Origin of the sequence: Bradyrhizobium sp. HKCCYLS3070 (assembly GCF_051167575.1) — a bacterium.
GTDB lineage: Bacteria > Pseudomonadota > Alphaproteobacteria > Rhizobiales > Xanthobacteraceae > Bradyrhizobium.
This window is the reverse complement of sequence record NZ_JBNPTI010000001.1, coordinates 423,260-442,786: the sequence shown is the minus strand read 5'-3', so window position 1 is coordinate 442,786 and position 19,527 is coordinate 423,260. Positions and strand designations below refer to the sequence as shown.

Sequence of the window (19,527 nt, the reverse complement as noted above, 5' to 3'; positions counted from 1 at the left end):
TGGGCTCGAACCTCTCCATCGCCTCCGACGTCCCATCACTGGGACACCCAGCAGGTTTGGGGCAAGAGGCCGCCGCCGATTGCGATCACGGAGTTCATCATGAAGTTGCCGACGCTCATCATCGCAGCCCTCTCCGGGCTCGCCGGACCGGCCGTGATCGGATCGCCGGCAGCCTGGGCCGGTCCGCCGGCGGCGCTGGTCGAGGACGTCCAGGGTGATGTGGCCGGCGCCGAGCTGATGGACTATGTCGCGCCCGGCCAGGTGATCAAGCTCGGCCCGGATGGCGCCGTGGTGATGAGCTACCTCAAATCGTGCCGGCGCGAGACGGTCAACGGCGCCGGCAGTGTCACCGTCGGCCCCGGCGAAAGCACGGTCGACGGCGCGACGCTCAAGAGCGACATCGTCAATTGCGACGCCAGCCATGCACAGGCCACCTCGCGCGAGACCAGCGAGGTCGCGGCCACGATCGTGCGCAGCGTTGGACCGGACAGCGCGCCGGTGGCGCAGGCGATCATCTACAGCGCGTCACCCATCTTCGAGGCCAAAGGGCGCGGCACGCTGACCGTCGAACGCCTCGACCAGCCCGGCGAGCGCCAGCAGGTCGAGCTCTCGGGCCGGCAATACAAGGGACGATTCTACGATTTCGCCGGCACCAGTCACCCGCTCACGCCCGGCGGCACCTATGTCGCGAGCTTCAGCAACTTGCGCATCGTGTTCAAGGTCGACGCACAGGCCAAGGCGGGCCCCGGCCCGGCGGTCGGGCGATTGATCCGGTTCAACTGAGACCGAAGGCTCTCGTCGGTGGCGATCGGACGCCGGACGCGCGACGCGCTTGCCGTCATCGCCATCGCGCTGGCGTGCGCGGGCCTGTTCGTGTCGCCCCTCTTCGAGCGCGGCCGCGGCCTGTCGCTGGATGCGCTGACATGGCTGCGCTTCGAGACCTTCGGCAACCGTCACGATGCAGCAGCGAGTCCGGCGGTGGTGATCGCGGTCGACGAGGAGAGCTATCAGGCGCCCCCCTTCAAGGGCGCGCCGCTGTTGACCTGGACCGGCGAGATCGGGCGCGTGCTGACGGCCGTCCTCGACGGCGGCGCCAAGGTGGTCGGTTTCGACATCGTGTTCCAGACTTCGATCGAGCAGTCGGAGATTCCGCTCGGCGACAGCACTCTCGGCGAGAAGACGCGCGGCTTCGATCGCGACTTCCTGCGTGCGCTCGCGGCCGCGGCCGCCGGCGGCAAGGTGGTGCTGGGCGAGATCTTTGCCGAGCCGCCGATCCTGCCCGCGCCCGGCCAGCGCATCGCGGTGCGTCAGCAGCAGAACCTTCGTCCGCTCAACACCTATACCGACAACGACGATGTCGTCCGCCGCCATCCGCTGACGCTGTCGGTCGACGGCAAGGCCGTTCCGAGCATGGCGCTGGAATTGGCGGGGCGCGCAACCGGCACCGCGCCGGTCATTGTCGCCGATGGCGTCACACTCGGTGCGTACAAGGTGCCCGGCAGCGTGCCGAGCACCATGACCCTGAATTTCGCCGGCGGCGCCCAGGACATTCCGACCTATTCGTTTGCCGACTTGCGCGCCTGCGCGCTCAAGGGCGACAAGGACTATTTTCGCCGCGAGTTCGCCGGCAAGGTCGTCCTGCTCGGCACCGTCGGGATCGAGGATCGGCGGCTCACCTCGAAGCGCTTCGCAACCCGCGCCGAGGGCGCGCGGCGGCCGCGCTGCGTTCTGGACGAGCGCAGGATCTCCGAGACGTTCGCCCGCAGCACCATTGCCGGCGTCTACATCCACGCCACGGCGGTGAACAATCTGGTTCGGCAGGACGCGGTCACCGAGCTCGGACGCCCAGCGATCTTCGCCATCGCCGCAACCATCGCCCTGCTGGCTGCGCTGCTCGCCCGATTGCTGCGCCCCGCCTCTGCAGCGGCAATCCTGGCAGGGCTCGCGCTGCTCTACACCGCGCTCGCCACCATCCTCTTCGACCATGCCTACGGGCTGCCCTTGACGGAGCCGCTCGCAGCCGGTGTGCTCGCGCTGGCTGCGACCACCGGCTATCGTTTCATGGTCACCGACAAGGACCGCAGGCTGCTGCAGAAGAGCTTTGCCTATTACCTCGCACCGCACGAGATCGACCGCATGCTCGCCTCGCGCCGGCTGCCGCAGCTCGGCGGCGAGACCCGCGAGGTCACCGTGTTCTTCTCCGACATCGAGGGCTTCTCGTGCCTCGCCGAGCAGATGACGCCGGAGCAGCTCATGGCGCTCACCAACGAATATCTCTCGGCCATGACCGACGTCATCGAAAGCCACGACGGCTATGTCGACAAATACATCGGCGACTCCGTGGTCGCCGTGTTCGGCGCTCCGCTCGACGATCCCGACCATGCGCGCAGCGCGGCGCGTGCGGCGCTCGACTGCAAGGCGAAGCTCGCCGAGCTCAACCATTCGTCGACGGCGTTCCAGGGCATCAAGGTGGCACAGCGCATCGGCATCAACAGCGGCGCCGCGCTGGTCGGCAATTTCGGCTCGCAACGCCGCTTCAACTACTCCGTCATGAGCGACGCCGTGAACGTGGCCTCGCGGCTGGAGGGCGCCAACAAATTCTACGGCACCACGATCATCGCCTCCGAGAGCACGGTGGCGCTGGCCGGCACCGAGTTTGCCTGGCGCGAGCTCGACACCATCCGGGTCAAGGGCCGCGAGCAGTCACTGAAGATCTACGAGCTGCATGGCCGCGCAGCCGAGCTCACGCCGGAGGAACAGGCCCTCCTCACCAGCTATGCCACAGGCCTTGCGCATTGGCGCGCCGGCGAGCTGCCGCAAGCGGTCGACTGCTTCGCGCAAAGCGCACTGAGCGATCGGCCAAGCCACTTCTTCGCCGAGCGCGTGAAAGCAAGCTTGGCGACCGGGTCCCTGGCCTGGGACCCCGTGCGCAGCCTGCAGGAAAAATGACGCCACGATGACTTCCGTGCGTGCGCGCACGTCCGGGCCATATCAGCCTCATCCCGGCCCCATTGCCCCAGGATACCGGCCGCGATGGACAAGCACGGGCAAGGTCGGCTAGACGACACGGCGCCTGTCACCGGCCAACTGACCAGCGAGCCCTGCGACGCATGACCACGTCCAAGCGATATGAGCGGATCGCCTTCGTCGCGAGTCCGAGTGCCGAAGCCCAGGCCGCCCTGACGCAGCTCTCCGCGCTGTACGGCAACTCCGATCCGGACCTGGCGGACGTCGTGGTCGCGCTCGGCGGCGATGGCCTGATGCTGCAGACGCTGCACGACCACATGCGCTCGGGCAAGCCGATCTACGGCATGCATCGCGGCACGGTCGGCTTCCTGATGAACGAGTTCAGCACGATCGATCTGCACGGACGGCTCGAAGCGGCCCAGGAATCGGTGATCCATCCGCTGCTGATGCGGGCGACCGATGCCGCGGGCGTCGTTCACATCCACCACGCCATCAACGAGGTCTACCTGTTCCGCCAGACGGCACAGACGGCGCGGCTGCGCATCCTGATCGATGAGCGCGAGCGCATGCCGGAGCTGATCGCCGACGGCGTGCTCGTCGCCACGCCCGCAGGCTCCACCGCCTATAACCTCTCGGTGCAGGGCCCGATCCTGCCGATCAACGCCGCGCTGCTGGCGCTGACGCCGATCAGCGCGTTCCGGCCGCGTCGCTGGCGCGGCGCCCTGCTGCCGAACACGGCCTATGTGATCATCGAGGTGCTCGAAGGCGACAAGCGGCCGGTCGCGGCGGTGGCCGACCATGACGAGGTCCGCAACGTCCAGCGGGTCGAGGTGCTCTCCGACAAGACGATCTCGATGCGGATGCTGTTCGACGCCGGCCACAGCCTGGAAGAGCGGATCCTGAGCGAGCAGTTCGGCTACTGACATCGGGCGGTTTTCCGCGCCTTTTTGCTCCGTGGCCGCCCTGGGCAACGCTTTGTTAACCCGCGGCTCCGTATGGTTAATGTGGGTATACCGCCATCACCGGTGATCCCTTCGGGCCGGCCAAATGTACCGCATCGACTTCAACAAGCTGCGCTTTCTCGTCTGCGACGACAACCCGCACATGCGCCGCATCCTGCGCACGCTGCTGCATTCGTTCGGCGCCCGTGAGGTCAACGAGGCCGAGGACGGCGCGACCGCGCTCGAGATGTACACTCATTTCTCGCCAGATATCGTCATCACCGACTGGGCAATGCCGATCTTCGACGGCCTCGAGCTCGCGCAGATGATCCGGCAGCCGGAAGCCAAGGGCAATCCCTACGCGCCGATCATCATGCTGACGGGACATTCGGAGAAGCGCCGCGTCACCGTCGCGCGCGACGCCGGCGTCACGGAATTCCTCGCCAAGCCGATCTCGGCCAAGGGCCTGTATCAGCGCATCCTCAACGTGGTCGCCAATCCGCGGCCCTTCATCAAGACCAAGACCTATTTCGGCCCGGACCGGCGCCGCAACACCAACACCGCCTATATCGGGCCGGAGCGCCGGATCGGCGGCGAGGCGGAGATCTTCCAGCAGCCGTCACTTCTGGATAAAGCGCGCTCCGCAGTTTAGGGGCGCGGCAGTGAGCCCGCGTTAACGCAATCGGGGGATCGGCGCCCAGCGCGCCAAGGTCCTCGGCTATGAATCGGGGAAGTGAGTCGATTGCGTTGGTCGGCATCATCAGGGGATATCGAGATGGCGAAAGACAAGGCCCCGGCGGTCCAGGTCAAGACCTACGCCTCGCATCACGTCATCACCCAGCCCAATCCGCTGAAGAAGGTGCTGCGCCGCGCCGAGGAGAAGGATCTCGACGATCCGATCGCACGCGCGGAAGCCGCGCTGGCCGGACTGTCCGGCGAGTTCAAATCGTGGATGGACACCGAGGCCAATCGTCTGACCAAGGCCTATGCAGCAGTGCTCAAGACCGGCTTCGACGACGACGCCTGCGAGGAGATGTTTCGCGCCGCCCACGACATCAAGGGCGACGCAGCGACCTTCGGCTATCCCGCCGCTGCCGAGGTTGCCGATAGCCTGTGCCGGATCATCGAGCACGCGCCCGACCTCGAAAAGGTCCCCGCCGAGCTGTTCGAGCATCACGTCAACGCCATCCAGGCGATCGTGCATGATCATACGAAGTATGACAGCGCGACGGTCGCAGGCGAATTGAGCCGCCGGCTGCGCCGCGTGGCGGACGACTATCTGATCCAGGTCAACCGCAACCGGCCTGAGCATCTCGAAGCGATCCTGGCGCCGAGCCTCGTGCCGAGCGATCAGCCATAGGCCGGCAGGCCGCTCACTATCCATGCATTCCATCGCAGGATCGTTGGCCACCATCCATCCTGGCGTCATTCCGGGGCATCGCGCAGCGATGAGCCCGGAATCCATCGCCATAAAATGGAATGTGAGGCGCGCGAGCGGTGACAGCTTGCCTCGGCACGTTGCCCTGTGGTTATGGATTCCGGGCTCGCGCTTCGCGCGCCCCGGAATGACGGGCGGAGAGATGTCGGCCTTGATCTGCTGAGGAATCCGCGGGCGAACAGGCGAGCTGCGCTAGGCCGCGATCAGTCCGAACTCCAGCCCGGCGACGAAATCCTCGGCCATCACCTCGTCGCAGAACTCGCGGGCCTCGTCGCGTGCGGATTCGGTGGCGAAGCGGCGCAGCAGGATCAAGAGCGGCGCGGCCGCGTCGCGGTCGGTGGCGCAATGGGTGAGCACGCGCTCCACCATCTTGCGACGCAGAATCGCTGCTCCGCTCAGGGTGTCGGCAAAGCCGTTCTCGCGGCAGACTTCGAGCGCGATGCTGAACGCGTCGAAGGTAGTGTCGGGAATGCCGGCCTTGCGCAGCAGCCCCTGCAGGCTGGCGCGACCGCGATCGTTGAGCAGCGCCGACACCCGCGCCCGCGGCATGTCGGCGAGCTCCGATAGCGCGATCTCGAACAATTCGACGTTGCCGGAGAGAAGCGCGCGCAGGATCAGGCCCGCGGTGAGTTGCGAGGTTGCGCGCAGATGCTGGACCAGCCCGCGCAGCTCCTCGCCGCGCGAGCGCGCCGCGATGGTGATGGTCGAGCGGTCGCGCGCCTCATTGGTGATGCGCCCTGCCCTGTCGGCGCTGAGCCAGTTCCTGGCGACTACGAACTGCGCCAGTGTCTCGGAGAGCTTGTCGACCAGCGCCGCCCGCGTCGCGGCCGGCAGATCGTCCAGCACCAGCATCGCTTCGCGGATGGCGGCGAGGTGGCCATGGCGCTCGACGATGCGGTCCCAGGAGAACGGCGCGAGCTCGGCATAGGCATTCTCGATCAGCTCGAGCGCGGCGGCGGCGCTGCCGACCTCGGCGATCGCGGCGCACACCGGCGCGGGCAGGCCGACGCGGCGCGCGATCGCGCATTGCGTGTCGGAGTTGCCGGTCGCGACGATGTCGACGAGGTCGGCGTCGATCAAGAGCGGCGAATGTTCGAGGATGATGGCGGCCACGGAAGCCTGGTCGGTGGCGAGCGCCTGGACGATGGCGGCCGGCGCCTCCTCCGAGCGGGCGAACACCTCCGCCATCGCCTGCCGCACCAGCGGCGACGGATCGTCCAGCAGCATGAGGAGCGCGCCCTCCGCGGCGCCGCGATCCTCATCGCAAAGATCCGACAACAGCCACGCCCGCGCGAGCGCCCTGGTGGCCTCTGCCCGCTCACCGGCGGGTGCGGTTCTGACCCAACTGAGAAACTGCCGAACGATCATGGTCTTTCCGGCTTACGCAACTTGCAGACAAAGGCCACGAGGGCCTCAACAGCACCGAAAATAAACCACGACGCTTAACAAAGCGTTCACCATAAGTGGCTGGTTTTGTTGATGTTTTGTTAAGGCGGCAGGTTGTTTACATACTATGGCACCACTCAACGCCGCATTTGGCCGTAATCCGACGGGGGAAATGCGGCCGCCGCCAGCGGCGCGAGCCGCGGCGGGACTTCAAAATAGTTCTTTTTGATCAATGGTTCAGCGACGAGCGCGACCGCCTTCGCCGGCGCATCAGCCCGAGAAGGTGCCGTGCGGATCGCTGAACAGGTCGAGCCTGCGCTGACCATTGCCGCTGGCATCGATACTGCCGCTCTCCGACGGGGTCGCGCTGGCAACCGATGAATGGCCCCACAACTCGCGCACGGTCGGCGAGACCGCCTGGCTCGACTGGCCGTCAACCTGGAATAGCGAACGAAACATCGGATCTGCCGGCCGGTTGACCGCCGACGCATCGGCCGTCGTCGAGGAGCCGGACCGGGATGAACCGCGCGCATCCGGAAACATCGACAGGAAGGTTGCGGTGTCGGTGGTCGGCAGCGCGCCGCCGCCGGCCGCATTGGCTGCGACATTCGTCCCACCATAGAGTGCAAGCGCGCCCCGGGTGGCCGAGGAATTGGCGGCGCCTGCATAGCGCGTGTTCAGGACCGCATAGACCTGGGACACGCTGCGGGCTTGTCCGTCGCGATCGTAGAAGATCGGCCGGTTGGCCGCGGCGGCGCTGGGAAACATCCGCGCAGCCGACGCATTCGGCGTCTCCTGGGTGCTGGTGATCAGCTTCGCGGCGCCGCCGACACCCATGAAGTGCGCCATGTAGAGCTCGGCATCGGTGGGCCGACGGCCGATCTTGCCGGCGAGCTGGAAGCTGTTCGATTGCGTGAGCGCAGCGGCCATCGCGGACGACGCCTGCGGGTCGTCGCGCAGCTTCATGATCGCCTGCCGCATGGCGGGATCGCTGACGGTGTAGTCGCCCGCCGGTGTCCGGGTGATTGCGTCGGCATATTGGCCATAGCCGAGATCAGCGCCGGCTTCCTTCACCGTGCCGAGCCAGGTCTGGTCGATGAACTGGTAGAGCCCGCGCGCTGATGACGTCGAGGCGCCGGCGGTCGGATTGAAGTCGGACTCCATCTTGGCGGTCGACAGCAGATATTCGAAGCTGGTGCCGACGCTGTCAGCGGCCTGCTTGATCGCGCCGGCGACCTTCGCCCGGACGCCATCGAGGAAACCGGTGGACGAGGAGTTGGATGCGTCGACCGACATGGGAAGACCCGCTGTTTGCAGATTCGCTGGCAGACGAACGCGCCGGAAACGTCCGGCAAAATGCGGCGGGTATGGTTAATGGCGAGTTAATTCGCTGGGTCCGGCCGGGCCAATGAACGACCGGACAGACCCGGAGGCAGGTCGCTGGCCTACTTGCGATAGACCTCGGCCGGATCGAACAGCCGGTCAGCATCGACGAAGACGAGCCGCGCACCGCTGCCGTCATCCGATCGCTCGACCTTGCGATAGAAGCAGGAATGGCGGCCGGTGTGGCACGCCGCGCCGGCCTGCTCGACGCGCAGCCAGACCGCGTCCTGGTCGCAATCGGTGCGCATCTCGACCACGCGCTGGGTCTGGCCCGAGCTCTCCCCCTTGCGCCACAACGCATTGCGCGAGCGGCTGAAATACCAGGCTTCGCCGGTCGCCACCGTCTTGCGCAGGGCCTCCTCGTTCATGTGGGCGACCATCAGCACGTCGCCGCTCACGGCATCGGTCGTCACACAGGTGACGAGGCCGGCCGCGTCGAACTTGGGCAGGAAGGCCAAGCCCTCCTCGCGCTCAACTGAGGATGAAGACACGAAACTCTCTGCTCAACGGGTTGGCAGGCCTACCGTTGCGGCGACCGCACCATGGACAGGAAGCGCGACTGCTCGGCCGGATTGTCCCTGAACATGCCGGTGAAGCGGCTGGTGAAGGTGATGGCGCCGTGCTTGGCGACGCCCCGCACCGACATGCAGGTGTGCTCGGCCTCGATCATGACGGCGACTCCGCGCGGCTTCAGCACCTCGTCGATCGCAGCCGCGATCTGGGCGGTGAGATGCTCCTGGGTCTGCAGGCGGCGGGCGAAGATGTCGGTCAGGCGCGCCAGCTTGGACAGGCCGACCACCCGCTCGACCGGCGTATAGGCGATATGCGCGCGGCCGTAGAAGGGCATCATGTGATGCTCGCATTGCGACGTGAACTCGATGTCGCGAATCAGCACGAAGTCGTCATAGCCGGCGGTCTCGCCGAAGGTGCGGTCGAGCACCTCGGCCGGGCACTGGTGATAGCCCTGGTACAATTCATCATAGGCCTCGACGACCCGGCGCGGCGTGTCGACCAGCCCCTCGCGGGTCGGATCCTCGCCGATGTAATTCAGGAGCGTGTAAACCGCGGCCTCGGCTTCCGCGCGCGACGGCCGTGGCCGATCCGGCCGCACGGCGGCGGCGAGAAAATCGGCAGGATCGAGCTCTGCAGCGCGGGGGTCAGTCAGCTTGGCGTCTAACGGCTTGCCCTCGGGCTTGTTCGCGCGCAACGTCTTGATCAAAGTGTCCATCTCAACTCCGTTCGACCGGTCGGCGGTCCGACCGGAGTGTCACCGGCACAGCATCACCTTGAGGGCGTCACCTGCAGAGGTGCCACACGCAGGCTGGCGCCTCTCGCGCCGGACGCCTGTGGATGTGGCTGGAATTCCTGCCAATCGTTTCCATATACTCGCAATATAGGGCGATGAAACCCGGCCGCCAAGGCCGCCACGCCGGTAATTCCGGGACGTCAGGCACATGCTGAACGACATCTACAACAAGCGCATCATCGAGCTGGCCGGCAACATTCCGCGGCTCGGACGGCTGGACCGCCCGGACGCCACCGCCACCGCCCATTCCAAGCTGTGCGGCTCGACCGTCAAGGTCGACCTCAAGATGGACGGGCCCGTGGTGACCGACTTCGCCCACGACGTGAAGGCCTGCGCCCTCGGCCAGGCCTCCTCCTCGATCATGGCCCGCCACGTCATCGGTTCCAGCGCCGCGGAGCTGCGCGAGCTGCGGGAGACGGTGAGAAGGATGCTGAAGGAGAACGGTGCGCCGCCGGAAGGCAAATGGGCCGACATCGCCCTGCTCGAGCCGGTGCGCGACTACAAGGCCCGCCACGCCTCCACGATGCTGACGTTCGATGCCGTGGTGGACGCGATCGGCCAGATCGAGGCCAAAGCCAACGGCGAGCAGCCGGCCGCGGCCCAGGGCTGAGGCGGCATCATTCCCCCGCACGTCGAAATCACATAGCCAGCTCGCACGAGGGTGACGGCACCGGTCGCCCCTTTCGGACGCTGGCGCCGGTTCGCCAGCGACGTCGCTGCCTATTGCGGCGGCGTCGCCGCCACCGTCGCCGCCGGAAGCGCTTCGGCGGTGCGGGAGAGTTGCTTGTCGAGCGCGGCCGGGAAGCGGTCCTGCTGCTTGTCCCTGGCCTGCGGCTTCGGCGCGAGCTCGGCGACGGGCACCGCCCCCTTTGGCGGCAGCACCTCGGCGACCAGATCCGTGGTCACGATATTGGTGAGGCGCAGCTCGGCGCGCGACAGCTCATGCAGGTCCTCCCAGGGCGGCACGTTCAGCGCCAGCGACAGCAGATCGCCCGCTCCGCCCATGTCGAAGGTGTATTTGGCGAGACGCCCGATGTCGCGCTCGACGATCATCAGGTCCTGCGCCGTATAGCTCGCCGCCTTGGCGTCGTCCGCTCGGTCTCCCATCCAGATCTGGTGAACGCGGACATGGGCGGTGTCCGGAACATAACGCGTGGTTCCAGCCAGCAGCAGGAACACGCACATCGACTCGCAATAGGCCTCGGGCACCACGCGCGGCCGGTCACCCGCGCGGCTCGGACGCTGGGTCATGCCGACCGTGGTGCGCATCTTCAGCCCACGGAACCGGCGACCCAGGGTTATGGCGTCGTTGACCGAACCACCGCTGGAGTCGAGCACCAGGGTGGCGCCCGTCAGGTCCCGATCCCTCGCGAAATCCTCGAAATCCTTCGGCGTGTCGCCGGTAACGATCCCGACCACGCTGACCCAGCCGCAATTCGGCTCGCAGGCGACCCAACCGAACCGCATCGGGAGTTTGCGCTCTTCGAGCGCGCCGCCGGCGCGCGCCGTGTTGGACATAACGGTGATCGCCCCACCGACCACCAAACCAAGCGCTGCCACACCGAGTAGCATCCAGCGCAATTCATGCGACCGCAGCAATCTCACGCGCAATCCGTCCCCCTCGTATAGCTCGGTACGCAGTTCCTCGGTTTTCTTGCGGAAAGACCTGACAAGCTGGCCTCAAATCCGTTATTAGTCTGTCACATCCTTGTCGGGAAACGTATCCGGGCAATCACCGACCGTCCAGCTGCGGCGTGCTGCGGCGCCGCTGAAAACTGGCCATTGTTGCATCACATCACCACAAATGAACGAGAGCAGGGTTCCCTGCCGAGGAACCGGTCAGAAGCTCGCACATCCATCTGGCATTTCGCTCATGAAGCACTCATGCTCCGACATCGGCTGCCATTCTGCGCACATCGGGTCGCTGCTGGGGCGACTCCCGCGCCGCGCGGCTCACGCGCTGATCTGGCTTTATCGCCACACATTGTCGCCGCTGGTCGGCTACAATTGCCGGCACCTGCCGACGTGCTCGGTCTATGCTGATGAAGCCATCGAGCGCTTCGGGCTCTGGGCAGGCGGCTGGATGACGCTCGCCCGGCTGCTGCGCTGCCAGCCCTTTGGCACCTCCGGCATCGACAACGTCCCAACGACGGCTCCTGCGCGCGCCCGCTGGTACCTGCCTTGGCGCTATGCGCGATGGCGCGGCGTCAACGGGCCGAACTGAGGTGCAGCGCAACAAGCACCGAATCGATCGATCGACCTCGCAGATGGCGCTGGCGAAATCCCACGCCAGGACTATGCTTCTGCAATGCGACGGCGCTGTCAGCAGGAACCGCGCCGCTTGGACTGGCATTGATGTGACGCTTCCTTCGGGAGGAAACAACGATGCGCTGGACAATCAGCCCCAGAAGCCACCGAGCGCGCAAGAGTGTCGGTCCCGATCATGCCGGCCATCATGACGCACGCCAGGTGGACCTGCTCTGCATCATCGCTTTGTTGATCGTCATTGTCGGTGCCTGGCGCTATCTCACGGACAGCACCGCCCTGCCCCCGCCGACGACGTCCTACATCGTGCCCAGCCAGAGCGTGCACTGGTGAGATTCGCCCCTACCATCTCGGCCAGAAGATGAAATCGTCGCGCCGCGGCGGCGGATAGAGAGGAACCGGCTCCGGCGCCCGCGGCACGCGCCGGGCGCGCGGCGGCGGCTGGTAATCCGTCTCTGGAAGGACGCTCGCTTCGGCCGAGACTGTCGCGTCGGCCGGAGGCGATCTCACCGCGAGCAGGACATTCGATTCACGCGTGCGCCAGCGATAGCCGATCCCGAACTCCAGCGGCTGCGCGCGCTCGAACAGCTTCGCATAGCTCCTCTGATACATGTCCGGAAACTTGTCGATCGGCCCGGCGTAGCGTCCGAACGGCAGGAAACGCCAAGCCCGCGCTTCGTAGCTTGCGAGCGGGATGCCGGAATCGTCCTGGATGATGGTGGCGCTGTTCTTCAGCAGCCAGCTACGGACCCGCCCGAAGCCGTTCTCATGCAACAGATAGGACGCGCTCTTCAGGAGACTGTCGCCCGGCCCCAGCGGCTCGCAGAACTTGAGCAACCCGCTCGCCTTCACGCCGGAATCGGAGAGATCGCTGGAGAAGTAGTAGAGCGTCTTGGCGACCCCGTCGGCGCCGGCAAACAGGATGCGCGCGCCCTTGGTCGCATTGCGCGTCGGCGCCTCGTCGTTGCCGTGCAATCCGCCGTTCTCGTCCAACCAGATCAGACTGGCCTCGCGGATCGTCTTGCCGGTGCGCGCCAGGAAGACGTAGAGGATCGGCAAGGTCCCTTCGAGCTCGCCTTCGCGCAAGTCGACCTTCATGTCCTTGGTGATGAAGAAGGAGAAGCTCAGGACCGATTGCAACGAGCGTTCGACATAGGACAGCGCCGGGCCGATGCTGCCTCGGGGCAATCTGGTCAGGTCCGGGATCGGGCCCGTCGGCTCGAGTGCCGCCAGGACATAGGTCGTTGCCTTCGGATGAAAGGCATCGGCATAGAGAAAATCCGGCCCCGAGAAGAAATAGAACATCGACGGCCGCGGCGCGGCCAGATTGGCATCCGCCCAGGCCCTGATCTTCGACAATTGTCGCTGCTCGAGCTGATTGAAGGCGTTGTCGAAGAACGCCGCGTGCCGCCGCCACGCCGGATCCTGCACGAAGGGCAGGAGCGGCGAGCCCGCTGCTGGCGGCATGCCCGCCAGCACCCGCGCCGTATCGTCCGGCGTGGTGGTCTGAGCCCGAGCCTCGAAGCTCATGGCAAGGATCAGACATGCGACGGCGAACCAGACTCTCGAGACCAACAGCATTTCAATCCGAACCCGATGCGAGCGTTGCGGCGATACGGCGCGATCGCGCGTGAGCGAACCAATAGATCACCAATCCCGACGCCATTGCGCCTGCGCCGAGCCCTGCCTGCAAGGGCCGCGTCGTGATGAGATAGTACATCATGAAGAAGGTCACGCTGAGGAAGATCAACGGCGTGACCGGATAGCCCCAAGCGCGGTAGGGTCGCGTGAGTTCGGGCTGCGCGATGCGCAGCTTGATCAGTCCGAGCACAGCGAGAAACGAGCAGGACAACAGCGAGAACTGGACGACGTCCAGCACCGCCTCGAAGCTTTCCGTGAACAGCATCAGGGTGGCGACCGTGAGCTGGAACAGCACGGCATAGGCCGGCGCCCCATTACGCGAGCGCCGCGCAAACACCGACAGCGCCGGAATGTCCTCGCCCATCGTCATCAGCACGCGCGGGCCGATCCACATCATCGCGGCAATGGAAGGAACCAGTCCGACGCAGATCATCGCGGCCACGAAGCGCCCGCCGGTCTCGCCGAAGATATGACTGCCCGCGATGCTCGCGACCTGGAGCTGGCCTGCGAGCGCGTCCATCGGTGCAGCCCGCAGGAAAACAGCGTTGAGCGCGATGTAGAGTACCAGAACGATCACCGTGCCCAGCAGCAGCGCGCGCGGCAAGGTCCGCTCCGGCGCATGCAGTTCGCCGATGATGTAGGTCGCCGCGTTCCAGCCGGAAAACGCGTACATCACGAACACCAGTCCGGTTGCGAACGCCGCACTCGTCACGTGGCCGATATCGGCCGCGGTCGGCAGGAAAGTGACCGACTGCGGGGCGGCAATGGTGTAGCCTGCGATGAGAAAGGCGGTGATGAGCGCGAGCTTCAGCATGGTCGACAACAGCTGGAAGCGGCTCGACTGCCTGATGCCGCCGAGCTGCACCGCTGTCACGAGCCAGACTGCACCCGTGGCGAGCAGCATCGGCGGAGCACTGGTGATGACGGCCCGACCATATTCGCCGAACGCCATGGCCGCGAGCGCCACCGGCGCCGCGAAGCCCACCGTCGCCGAGACCCACCCGGCCATGAAGCCGATCGCCGGATGGAACGCCCGTGTGAGGAAATTGTATTCGCCGCTCGAGCGCGGAAACATCGTGCCGAGTTCGGCATAGGACAGCGCCCCGCAGATCGACACCAGTCCCCCGACCGCCCACAGCGCCAGAATGGAGAAGCCGGACGGGATGTCCCGGACCTGGAAGCCGAGGCTGGTGAAGACGCCGACTCCGATCATGTCGGCGATGACGATCGCGGTCGCGACCGGCAAGGACACGGATGGAACCCGGTCGCCGTCTGTCCGGCCCCGGCCGGGATCGTCCGCCTCGGATGCAGCCATCTCGTCGAGGGACGCCCGGCGCCCCTTCCTCTGCCTCAGCCCAGGTTCCCGCCGAAGCATTCAAACATCGTTAACGGGCGTTAAATATGACCTTCCTCAAGGGTATTTTTGAACCGATTTCGGCCGGGCTGGGCTGCGGCATTGCATCGGGCCGCCGGCCGTCCCACAATCGCGACACGTTCGCGTGGTGTGTCCCGGTACGCCCGGGGTCGACCGGACACGATCCTTAACGCGACCTCAATTTCGGCGGCGCAGGTTGAACGAAATCCGCTGGTTGAAGAGCCGTGTTGCGGCTCGAACGCGTCTTTGGGGACGGATGATCGGGGAAGACGAGAAAGTGGTGACGTCTGTGCGCAGGGGCTCGTGCCTCTGGTGGCGCGCGGCATCGGCGCTGGCAATCTGCCTTTCCTTCACGCATTGCGGCAAGGCGCCCAATCCCGAGGCGTTGGCCGCCAACGCATCGACGGCCCAGGGGCTGACCTTCGACGATCGTTTTCCGGCACCTGAATTCAGCGACCGCTTCCCGTCCGCGCAGGAGAGCTTCCGGCTTCACACGCCCTCCGACTTCGCTCCGAAGCCGGCGCCCTCACAGATCGCATCGCTGGAGCCGCAACGGTCGGAACGGCGGCAGCGTGAGGATCTGACGACCCTCGTCAGCATGCAGTCGTCGGCCTTTCCCTATTTCGGTAACAATCCGGCATCCGACGCGCCATTCCTGAACGTCAGCAACGGTGAGCGCCGCGGCCACCGCAGCTTGTCCGGCCGCGTCTACTGGCAGGACCAGACCTACAACGACAGCCGTGTGCTGGTGCACGTCCCCGAACAATTCGATGTGCGCAAGCCGGGCGTGATCGTCGTGTTCTTCCACGGCAACGGCGCCACGCTGGAGCGCGACGTGCGCGACCGCCAGTTGGTGCCGCAGCAGATCACCGCGGCCGGCGTCAACGCGGTGCTGCTCGCGCCGCAGATGGCCGTCGACGCCGCCGATTCGAGCGCCGGCAAGTTCTGGCAGCCCGGCGGCTTCAAGCGCTTCATGGACGAGGCTGCGGCCAGCCTCGCCCGCCTGACCGGCAATCCGGCCGCCGCGAAGACGTTCGCCGGCATGCCCATCGTGATCGTCGGCTACAGCGGTGGCTTTCTCCCCACGGCCTGGAGCCTCGAGGTCGGCGGCATCGGCGACCGCGTGCGCGGCGTCGTGTTGCTCGATGCGGTCTACGGCCAGCTCGACAAGTTCGCCAACTGGGTCGAGCGCAACCGCTCCGGCTTTTTCATCAGCTCCTACACGCGCTACACTGCGCGGCATGATCAGGAACTGATGGCGATGCTGCGCAATCGCGGCATCGAAGTCTCCGAGGACATGGACCGGCCGCTGCGCCCGGGCAGCGTCGTCTTCGTCGAGACCGACGAGGGCATCACCCATCGCGACTACGTCACGCAGGCATGGACCCGCAACCCGATCAAGGATGTGCTGGTCAAGATGGCGGCCGCCCAGCCGCCGATCCGGATCGCGGCCGGAGCCCAGGACATGTCGAACCGCGTGTCGAGCCGCTGAGACAGAGGCCGCCGCAATGCCTCAGGACTTCGGAAGCTTCTCGACGAAGCCGTTGAAGCAGGCGAGCCGCTCATCCTCTTCCTTGGTGAACTTGCAGTCGCCGACCACCTTGGCCTTCATCGCCTTCGGCTTGGCTGCCGGCGGAATGACGGCGTCGTAGCAGTTCAGGCGCTCCTTGGTTCCGTCGTCGATCTCCAGGCAGGCCTGGAGCTTGGCGGCCGCCGATTGCGGCTTGGCCGGCGCGGCGGCGGCGGTCTTCGTCCCCTTCGGCTTGACCTGCACCAGCGGACGGTCACCGACCATCGGCGCGCTCTGGGCCAGCGCAGGGGTGCACAGCAGCACTGCGGCCAGGCTCAACATCATCTTCTTCATGCCATATCTCTCTCATCCGACCCGTGGGCACGCGAGGACGTCCGTCGATGCTACTCGCCGGCCGTGGCAGAATCCACGCCCCAGCAGCCCCCCACGACATCGGCCTTTAATCCGGTCGGGCCGGCTTTGCCAAGCGCCAACCCGCTGCTCAGGCCGGAACCGCGGTCCGCGCGCGCTGGCGGCTGACCAGAATTGCCAGCAACGCCAGGGTCAGGAACATCAGTGCGACGTAGCCGGAGGCTCCGAGCAGGTCGCGTGCAAACAGGCTGCCGCCGATCGCGGAGCCGATGGCCTGGCCGATATAGAGCACGGAGGTGTTGAGCGACACCGAGGCCGAGGCAAGCGGCGGCGCGGCTGCCACCAGCCGAACCTGCTGCATCGAATTGGTGGACGCAAACCCCAACCCCCAGATGGCGACCGCCACCGCCATGAGGCCGTAGGTGCCCGCCGCCAGCGTCCAGGCCGACACACCGGCGAACATCAGGCAGGTGAACAAGAGCGATGTCCGGTAGGCCCCCCAGCCATCGACGATCCGGGTTGCGATGACGACGCCGAGAAAGCCGCAGGCGCCGTAGATCGCGAACACCAGCCCGATCTGGTTGGAGTCCGCGCCAGTCAGGCGCTTCAACAGCGGTCCCATGAAGGTGAAGATCACGAACTGCCCCGACATCTGCAGGGTCGTGACCAGGAGCAGCAGAACCACCAGACGGTTACGGCCGAGCTCGGTCCAGGTCTTCAACGCAACCGGCGCGCCCTTCAGGCCGGATGGCAGGCGCCATGTCAGCAGAACAAAGCTGACCGCGCCGGCCGCACCGACGGCGAGATAGGCAGCCCGCCAACCAGAATGACTGCCGATGAAGGTGATCATGGGCAGCCCCACGGCGGCCGCCAGCGACCAGCCCAGGAAGACATAGGCGATGGTGCTGCCGCGTCTCTCGACCGGGCTGATCAGCGCCGCCGTCCCGGCGGCCTGCGGTGTATAGAGCGCGCCGACCGCGAGCATCACCAAGCGCAGCACCAGCAGGCTCGCATAATCGGGCGCAAACGCCGAGGCGAGATTGCCGAGCGTGAGGACCATGAGCGTCGCTGCGAGCAGACGGCGGCGATCGAAGCGGCTCGTCAGCCAGGCGGTCAAGGGCGAGCAGATGCAGAGCACCACCGCGCCGAAGGTGATCAGGAGTCCCGCCGTCTGAACGCCGACAGCGAGATCCGCGGCGAGCTCGGACAGCAGGCCGGCGGGCGCGAGCACCGAGCAGCCGGTGACGAGATTGCCGAGCATGAGCGCGGTCGGCGCAAAGCGCCCGGAAGCGAAAGTGGATGTCATCGCGCCTCAATAGCAGAGAATTTCATGCATTTGCATGAAAATGTCTCATGCCGCCCATGACTTTCTCTCGTCCTCCCTCCTTCGTCCTGGCCGCCCTTCTCGTCAGGGCGCGGGGGCGGACTGCGCCGCCGAGGCCTGCGGCGAGGGAATCTGCGTCCACGGAACCGGCGTACTCGTCGGACGGGCGATGGCCTTGGACGGCGGGCAGCTCTCGGTCAGCATCTTCAGAGCAGATTGCAGGCCTTCGCTGCTCACCGGAAATGTCGAGACATTGCGGCGCGCGACATTCAACAGGGAATCGCTCAGCTCGGCCGACGGCATCGAGGACAGCGTTTTCACCTGGCTTGCATTCAGGAACACGCCCCAGGTCTCGCGATCGCCCGACCGCCGCGGCGGCGAGAGGAAATTGAGCCGCATATCTCCGCTCGCCATCGCCAGCGGACCCGGCGGCGAGCCGGCCGGCGCGATGCGCTCGACGTCGAGCTCGAAGCGGTCCTGATCGAAGCAGACCATCTGCAAGCGCGTGGTCTGGAACGTGCTCTCACCGTCCTTGCGTGCGAGAATGGTCTTGTAGGCAATCCCACGGCTGGCGGTCTCGAACATCCAGGAGCTTTCGACCCGCTGCCGCCTGTCGAGCGCAAACCGCGCGATCTCCTCCCGCGTCAGGATGCGCATGCTCTCGAACGGAACGGACCGCGCCACCGTGAGCAGAGCGGGATCCGCGCCGAGCTTGGTGATGTAGTCGAGCACCATCTTGTCGGCCCGCGCCATCGCCTGCTGCATCGCCTGCGCCCGCATCTCGCGGGTCGGCACGCCGCCGGTGAAATTCAGGATGACGCGCGGCGAATGCACCGCGAGCGTCGCATCCGCTGCGATGTCACGCGTGGGCGCGCCGAGCAGCATGTAGGGACAGGCCGAATTGCACATCGCCCCCCGCGTCCAGACCTCGCCATGCAGCTCGCGCCCGGACAGCTTCAGCTTGGTACAAGCTTCGCCCTCCTGAGGCTCGAAGCCACACTCGCGCAAGGTGGTGCGTCCCACCCGCACGGCGGCCTTGCGCTCGCGCAGCATGTCGCCGATGGCGAGCGCCTGCTGCAGATTGCCGCCTGGAGAATTGAAGTAGATCGGCAGTCTGCGCTCCCCGATCTGCTTCATGAACTTGCGAAAGCGCGCCGCGGCGCCGCCATCGATCTTGCCTTCGGCGGCGATCCAGCTGTCACAACCATGTCCACAGGCGTCCGAGGAGCCCTTGACGAGAGCGAACGCAATCGGCGTCGAGCCGTCGGCCACCCGCGGCGACGCGGCGCGGCGCGCGGCCGGCCTGGACTCCGTTGCAGGCCTGGCCGGGGCAGCCGGCCTCGCATGTGCCGCGGGCTTTGGCTGGGTCGCCGGCTTTGGCATCGCCGGAACGGCCGCGAGCGACGACAGGCTCGACAACACGAACACGATCAGCGCGGCCCCAACATGAATGCCGCCGCGCCGACACACAGACAGCGGCGCCTCTCCTGCAGACTCCATCGCCAAACGCGTCCCCACGCCCCGAACACTTGAAGTTGTATCATACCGGCCCGCGGCGGCAATCTCCGCATCGCCGCACCAGCCGCAATTGGGCGGTTTTCCCGTCCCTCTCCCGGTTG

Annotated in this window: 19 protein-coding genes; 9 read left to right on the top strand and 10 right to left on the bottom strand. The window is 66.3% G+C overall.

Translation table 11 applies throughout. The features are described from left to right. Positions 1–99 precede the first annotated feature (99 nt). The 5 genes from ACQR03_RS02005 (at position 100) to ACQR03_RS01985 (ending at position 5,268) form a co-directional block, all read left to right on the top strand. Positions 100–783 (top strand): hypothetical protein, encoded by a 684-nt coding sequence (locus tag ACQR03_RS02005; protein WP_315714652.1) that lies wholly within the window; start codon positions 100–102, stop codon positions 781–783. A gap of 18 nt (positions 784–801) precedes the next feature. Continuing rightward, positions 802–2,949, top strand: coding sequence for an adenylate/guanylate cyclase domain-containing protein (locus ACQR03_RS02000; protein ID WP_315749477.1), 2,148 nt, complete (start codon positions 802–804; stop codon positions 2,947–2,949). A gap of 161 nt (positions 2,950–3,110) precedes the next feature. After that, positions 3,111–3,890 (top strand): NAD kinase, encoded by a 780-nt coding sequence (locus ACQR03_RS01995; protein ID WP_315714654.1) that lies wholly within the window; start codon positions 3,111–3,113, stop codon positions 3,888–3,890. Positions 3,891–4,014: 124 nt separating this feature from the next. Beyond that, entirely contained in the window at positions 4,015–4,560 is a 546-nt protein-coding gene (locus ACQR03_RS01990) for a response regulator (protein WP_172107934.1), read from the top strand. Positions 4,561–4,683: 123 nt separating this feature from the next. Further along, positions 4,684–5,268 carry an Hpt domain-containing protein gene (locus ACQR03_RS01985; RefSeq protein ID WP_315749476.1) on the top strand — a complete coding sequence of 195 codons (585 nt, stop codon included), beginning with the start codon at positions 4,684–4,686 and terminating at the stop codon, positions 5,266–5,268. 270 nt (positions 5,269–5,538) lie between these two features. Here ACQR03_RS01985 and ACQR03_RS01980 read toward each other — a convergent pair whose 3' ends face one another. The 4 genes from ACQR03_RS01980 to folE form a co-directional block, all read right to left on the bottom strand. After that, positions 5,539–6,714 (bottom strand): DUF2336 domain-containing protein, encoded by a 1,176-nt coding sequence (locus ACQR03_RS01980; protein WP_315714656.1) that lies wholly within the window; start codon positions 6,712–6,714, stop codon positions 5,539–5,541. 288 nt (positions 6,715–7,002) lie between these two features. Next, positions 7,003–8,028, bottom strand: coding sequence for a lytic transglycosylase domain-containing protein (locus tag ACQR03_RS01975; protein WP_315749474.1), 1,026 nt, complete (start codon positions 8,026–8,028; stop codon positions 7,003–7,005). A 149-nt stretch (positions 8,029–8,177) separates the two neighbouring features. After that, a complete protein-coding gene (hisI, locus tag ACQR03_RS01970) occupies positions 8,178–8,606 on the bottom strand; it encodes a phosphoribosyl-AMP cyclohydrolase (RefSeq protein ID WP_315749472.1) in 429 nt (142 codons plus the stop codon). Between the two features lie 29 nt (positions 8,607–8,635). Continuing rightward, positions 8,636–9,343 carry a GTP cyclohydrolase I FolE gene (gene folE, locus ACQR03_RS01965; protein WP_315714660.1) on the bottom strand — a complete coding sequence of 236 codons (708 nt, stop codon included), beginning with the start codon at positions 9,341–9,343 and terminating at the stop codon, positions 8,636–8,638. Between the two features lie 226 nt (positions 9,344–9,569). Here folE and ACQR03_RS01960 point away from each other — a divergent pair, with 226 nt between their 5' ends. After that, positions 9,570–10,031, top strand: a complete 462-nt coding sequence (locus ACQR03_RS01960) for an iron-sulfur cluster assembly scaffold protein (protein ID WP_315714661.1) — start codon at positions 9,570–9,572, stop codon at positions 10,029–10,031. A gap of 110 nt (positions 10,032–10,141) precedes the next feature. Here the strand turns inward: ACQR03_RS01960 and ACQR03_RS01955 are convergent, their stop codons facing one another. After that, positions 10,142–11,032 carry a hypothetical protein gene (locus tag ACQR03_RS01955; protein ID WP_315749470.1) on the bottom strand — a complete coding sequence of 297 codons (891 nt, stop codon included), beginning with the start codon at positions 11,030–11,032 and terminating at the stop codon, positions 10,142–10,144. 262 nt (positions 11,033–11,294) lie between these two features. Between ACQR03_RS01955 and yidD the strand changes: the two genes are divergently transcribed. Both yidD and ACQR03_RS01945 read left to right on the top strand, forming a co-directional pair. Then, complete coding sequence (gene yidD / locus ACQR03_RS01950; RefSeq protein ID WP_315749469.1) at positions 11,295–11,645, top strand: membrane protein insertion efficiency factor YidD; 351 nt, start codon at positions 11,295–11,297, stop codon at positions 11,643–11,645. 161 nt (positions 11,646–11,806) lie between these two features. Then, a complete protein-coding gene (locus tag ACQR03_RS01945) occupies positions 11,807–12,019 on the top strand; it encodes a hypothetical protein (protein ID WP_315714664.1) in 213 nt (70 codons plus the stop codon). Between the two features lie 9 nt (positions 12,020–12,028). Here the strand turns inward: ACQR03_RS01945 and ACQR03_RS01940 are convergent, their stop codons facing one another. After that, entirely contained in the window at positions 12,029–13,267 is a 1,239-nt protein-coding gene (locus ACQR03_RS01940; protein ID WP_409998610.1) for a hypothetical protein, read from the bottom strand. Position 13,268: 1 nt separating this feature from the next. Further along, positions 13,269–14,642, bottom strand: a complete 1,374-nt coding sequence (locus ACQR03_RS01935; RefSeq protein ID WP_315749466.1) for an APC family permease — start codon at positions 14,640–14,642, stop codon at positions 13,269–13,271. Between the two features lie 340 nt (positions 14,643–14,982). Here ACQR03_RS01935 and ACQR03_RS01930 point away from each other — a divergent pair, with 340 nt between their 5' ends. Next, on the top strand, positions 14,983–16,194 hold the full coding sequence (locus ACQR03_RS01930) for an alpha/beta hydrolase (protein ID WP_409998609.1): 1,212 nt from the start codon (positions 14,983–14,985) through the stop codon (positions 16,192–16,194). Positions 16,195–16,215: 21 nt separating this feature from the next. Here the strand turns inward: ACQR03_RS01930 and ACQR03_RS01925 are convergent, their stop codons facing one another. The 3 genes from ACQR03_RS01925 to ACQR03_RS01915 form a co-directional block, all read right to left on the bottom strand. Further along, positions 16,216–16,566, bottom strand: coding sequence for a hypothetical protein (locus tag ACQR03_RS01925; RefSeq protein ID WP_315714667.1), 351 nt, complete (start codon positions 16,564–16,566; stop codon positions 16,216–16,218). A gap of 148 nt (positions 16,567–16,714) precedes the next feature. After that, complete coding sequence (locus ACQR03_RS01920) at positions 16,715–17,890, bottom strand: MFS transporter (RefSeq protein WP_315749464.1); 1,176 nt, start codon at positions 17,888–17,890, stop codon at positions 16,715–16,717. Between the two features lie 102 nt (positions 17,891–17,992). Beyond that, positions 17,993–19,291 (bottom strand): hypothetical protein, encoded by a 1,299-nt coding sequence (locus tag ACQR03_RS01915; protein WP_434841575.1) that lies wholly within the window; start codon positions 19,289–19,291, stop codon positions 17,993–17,995. Positions 19,292–19,527 lie beyond the last annotated feature (236 nt).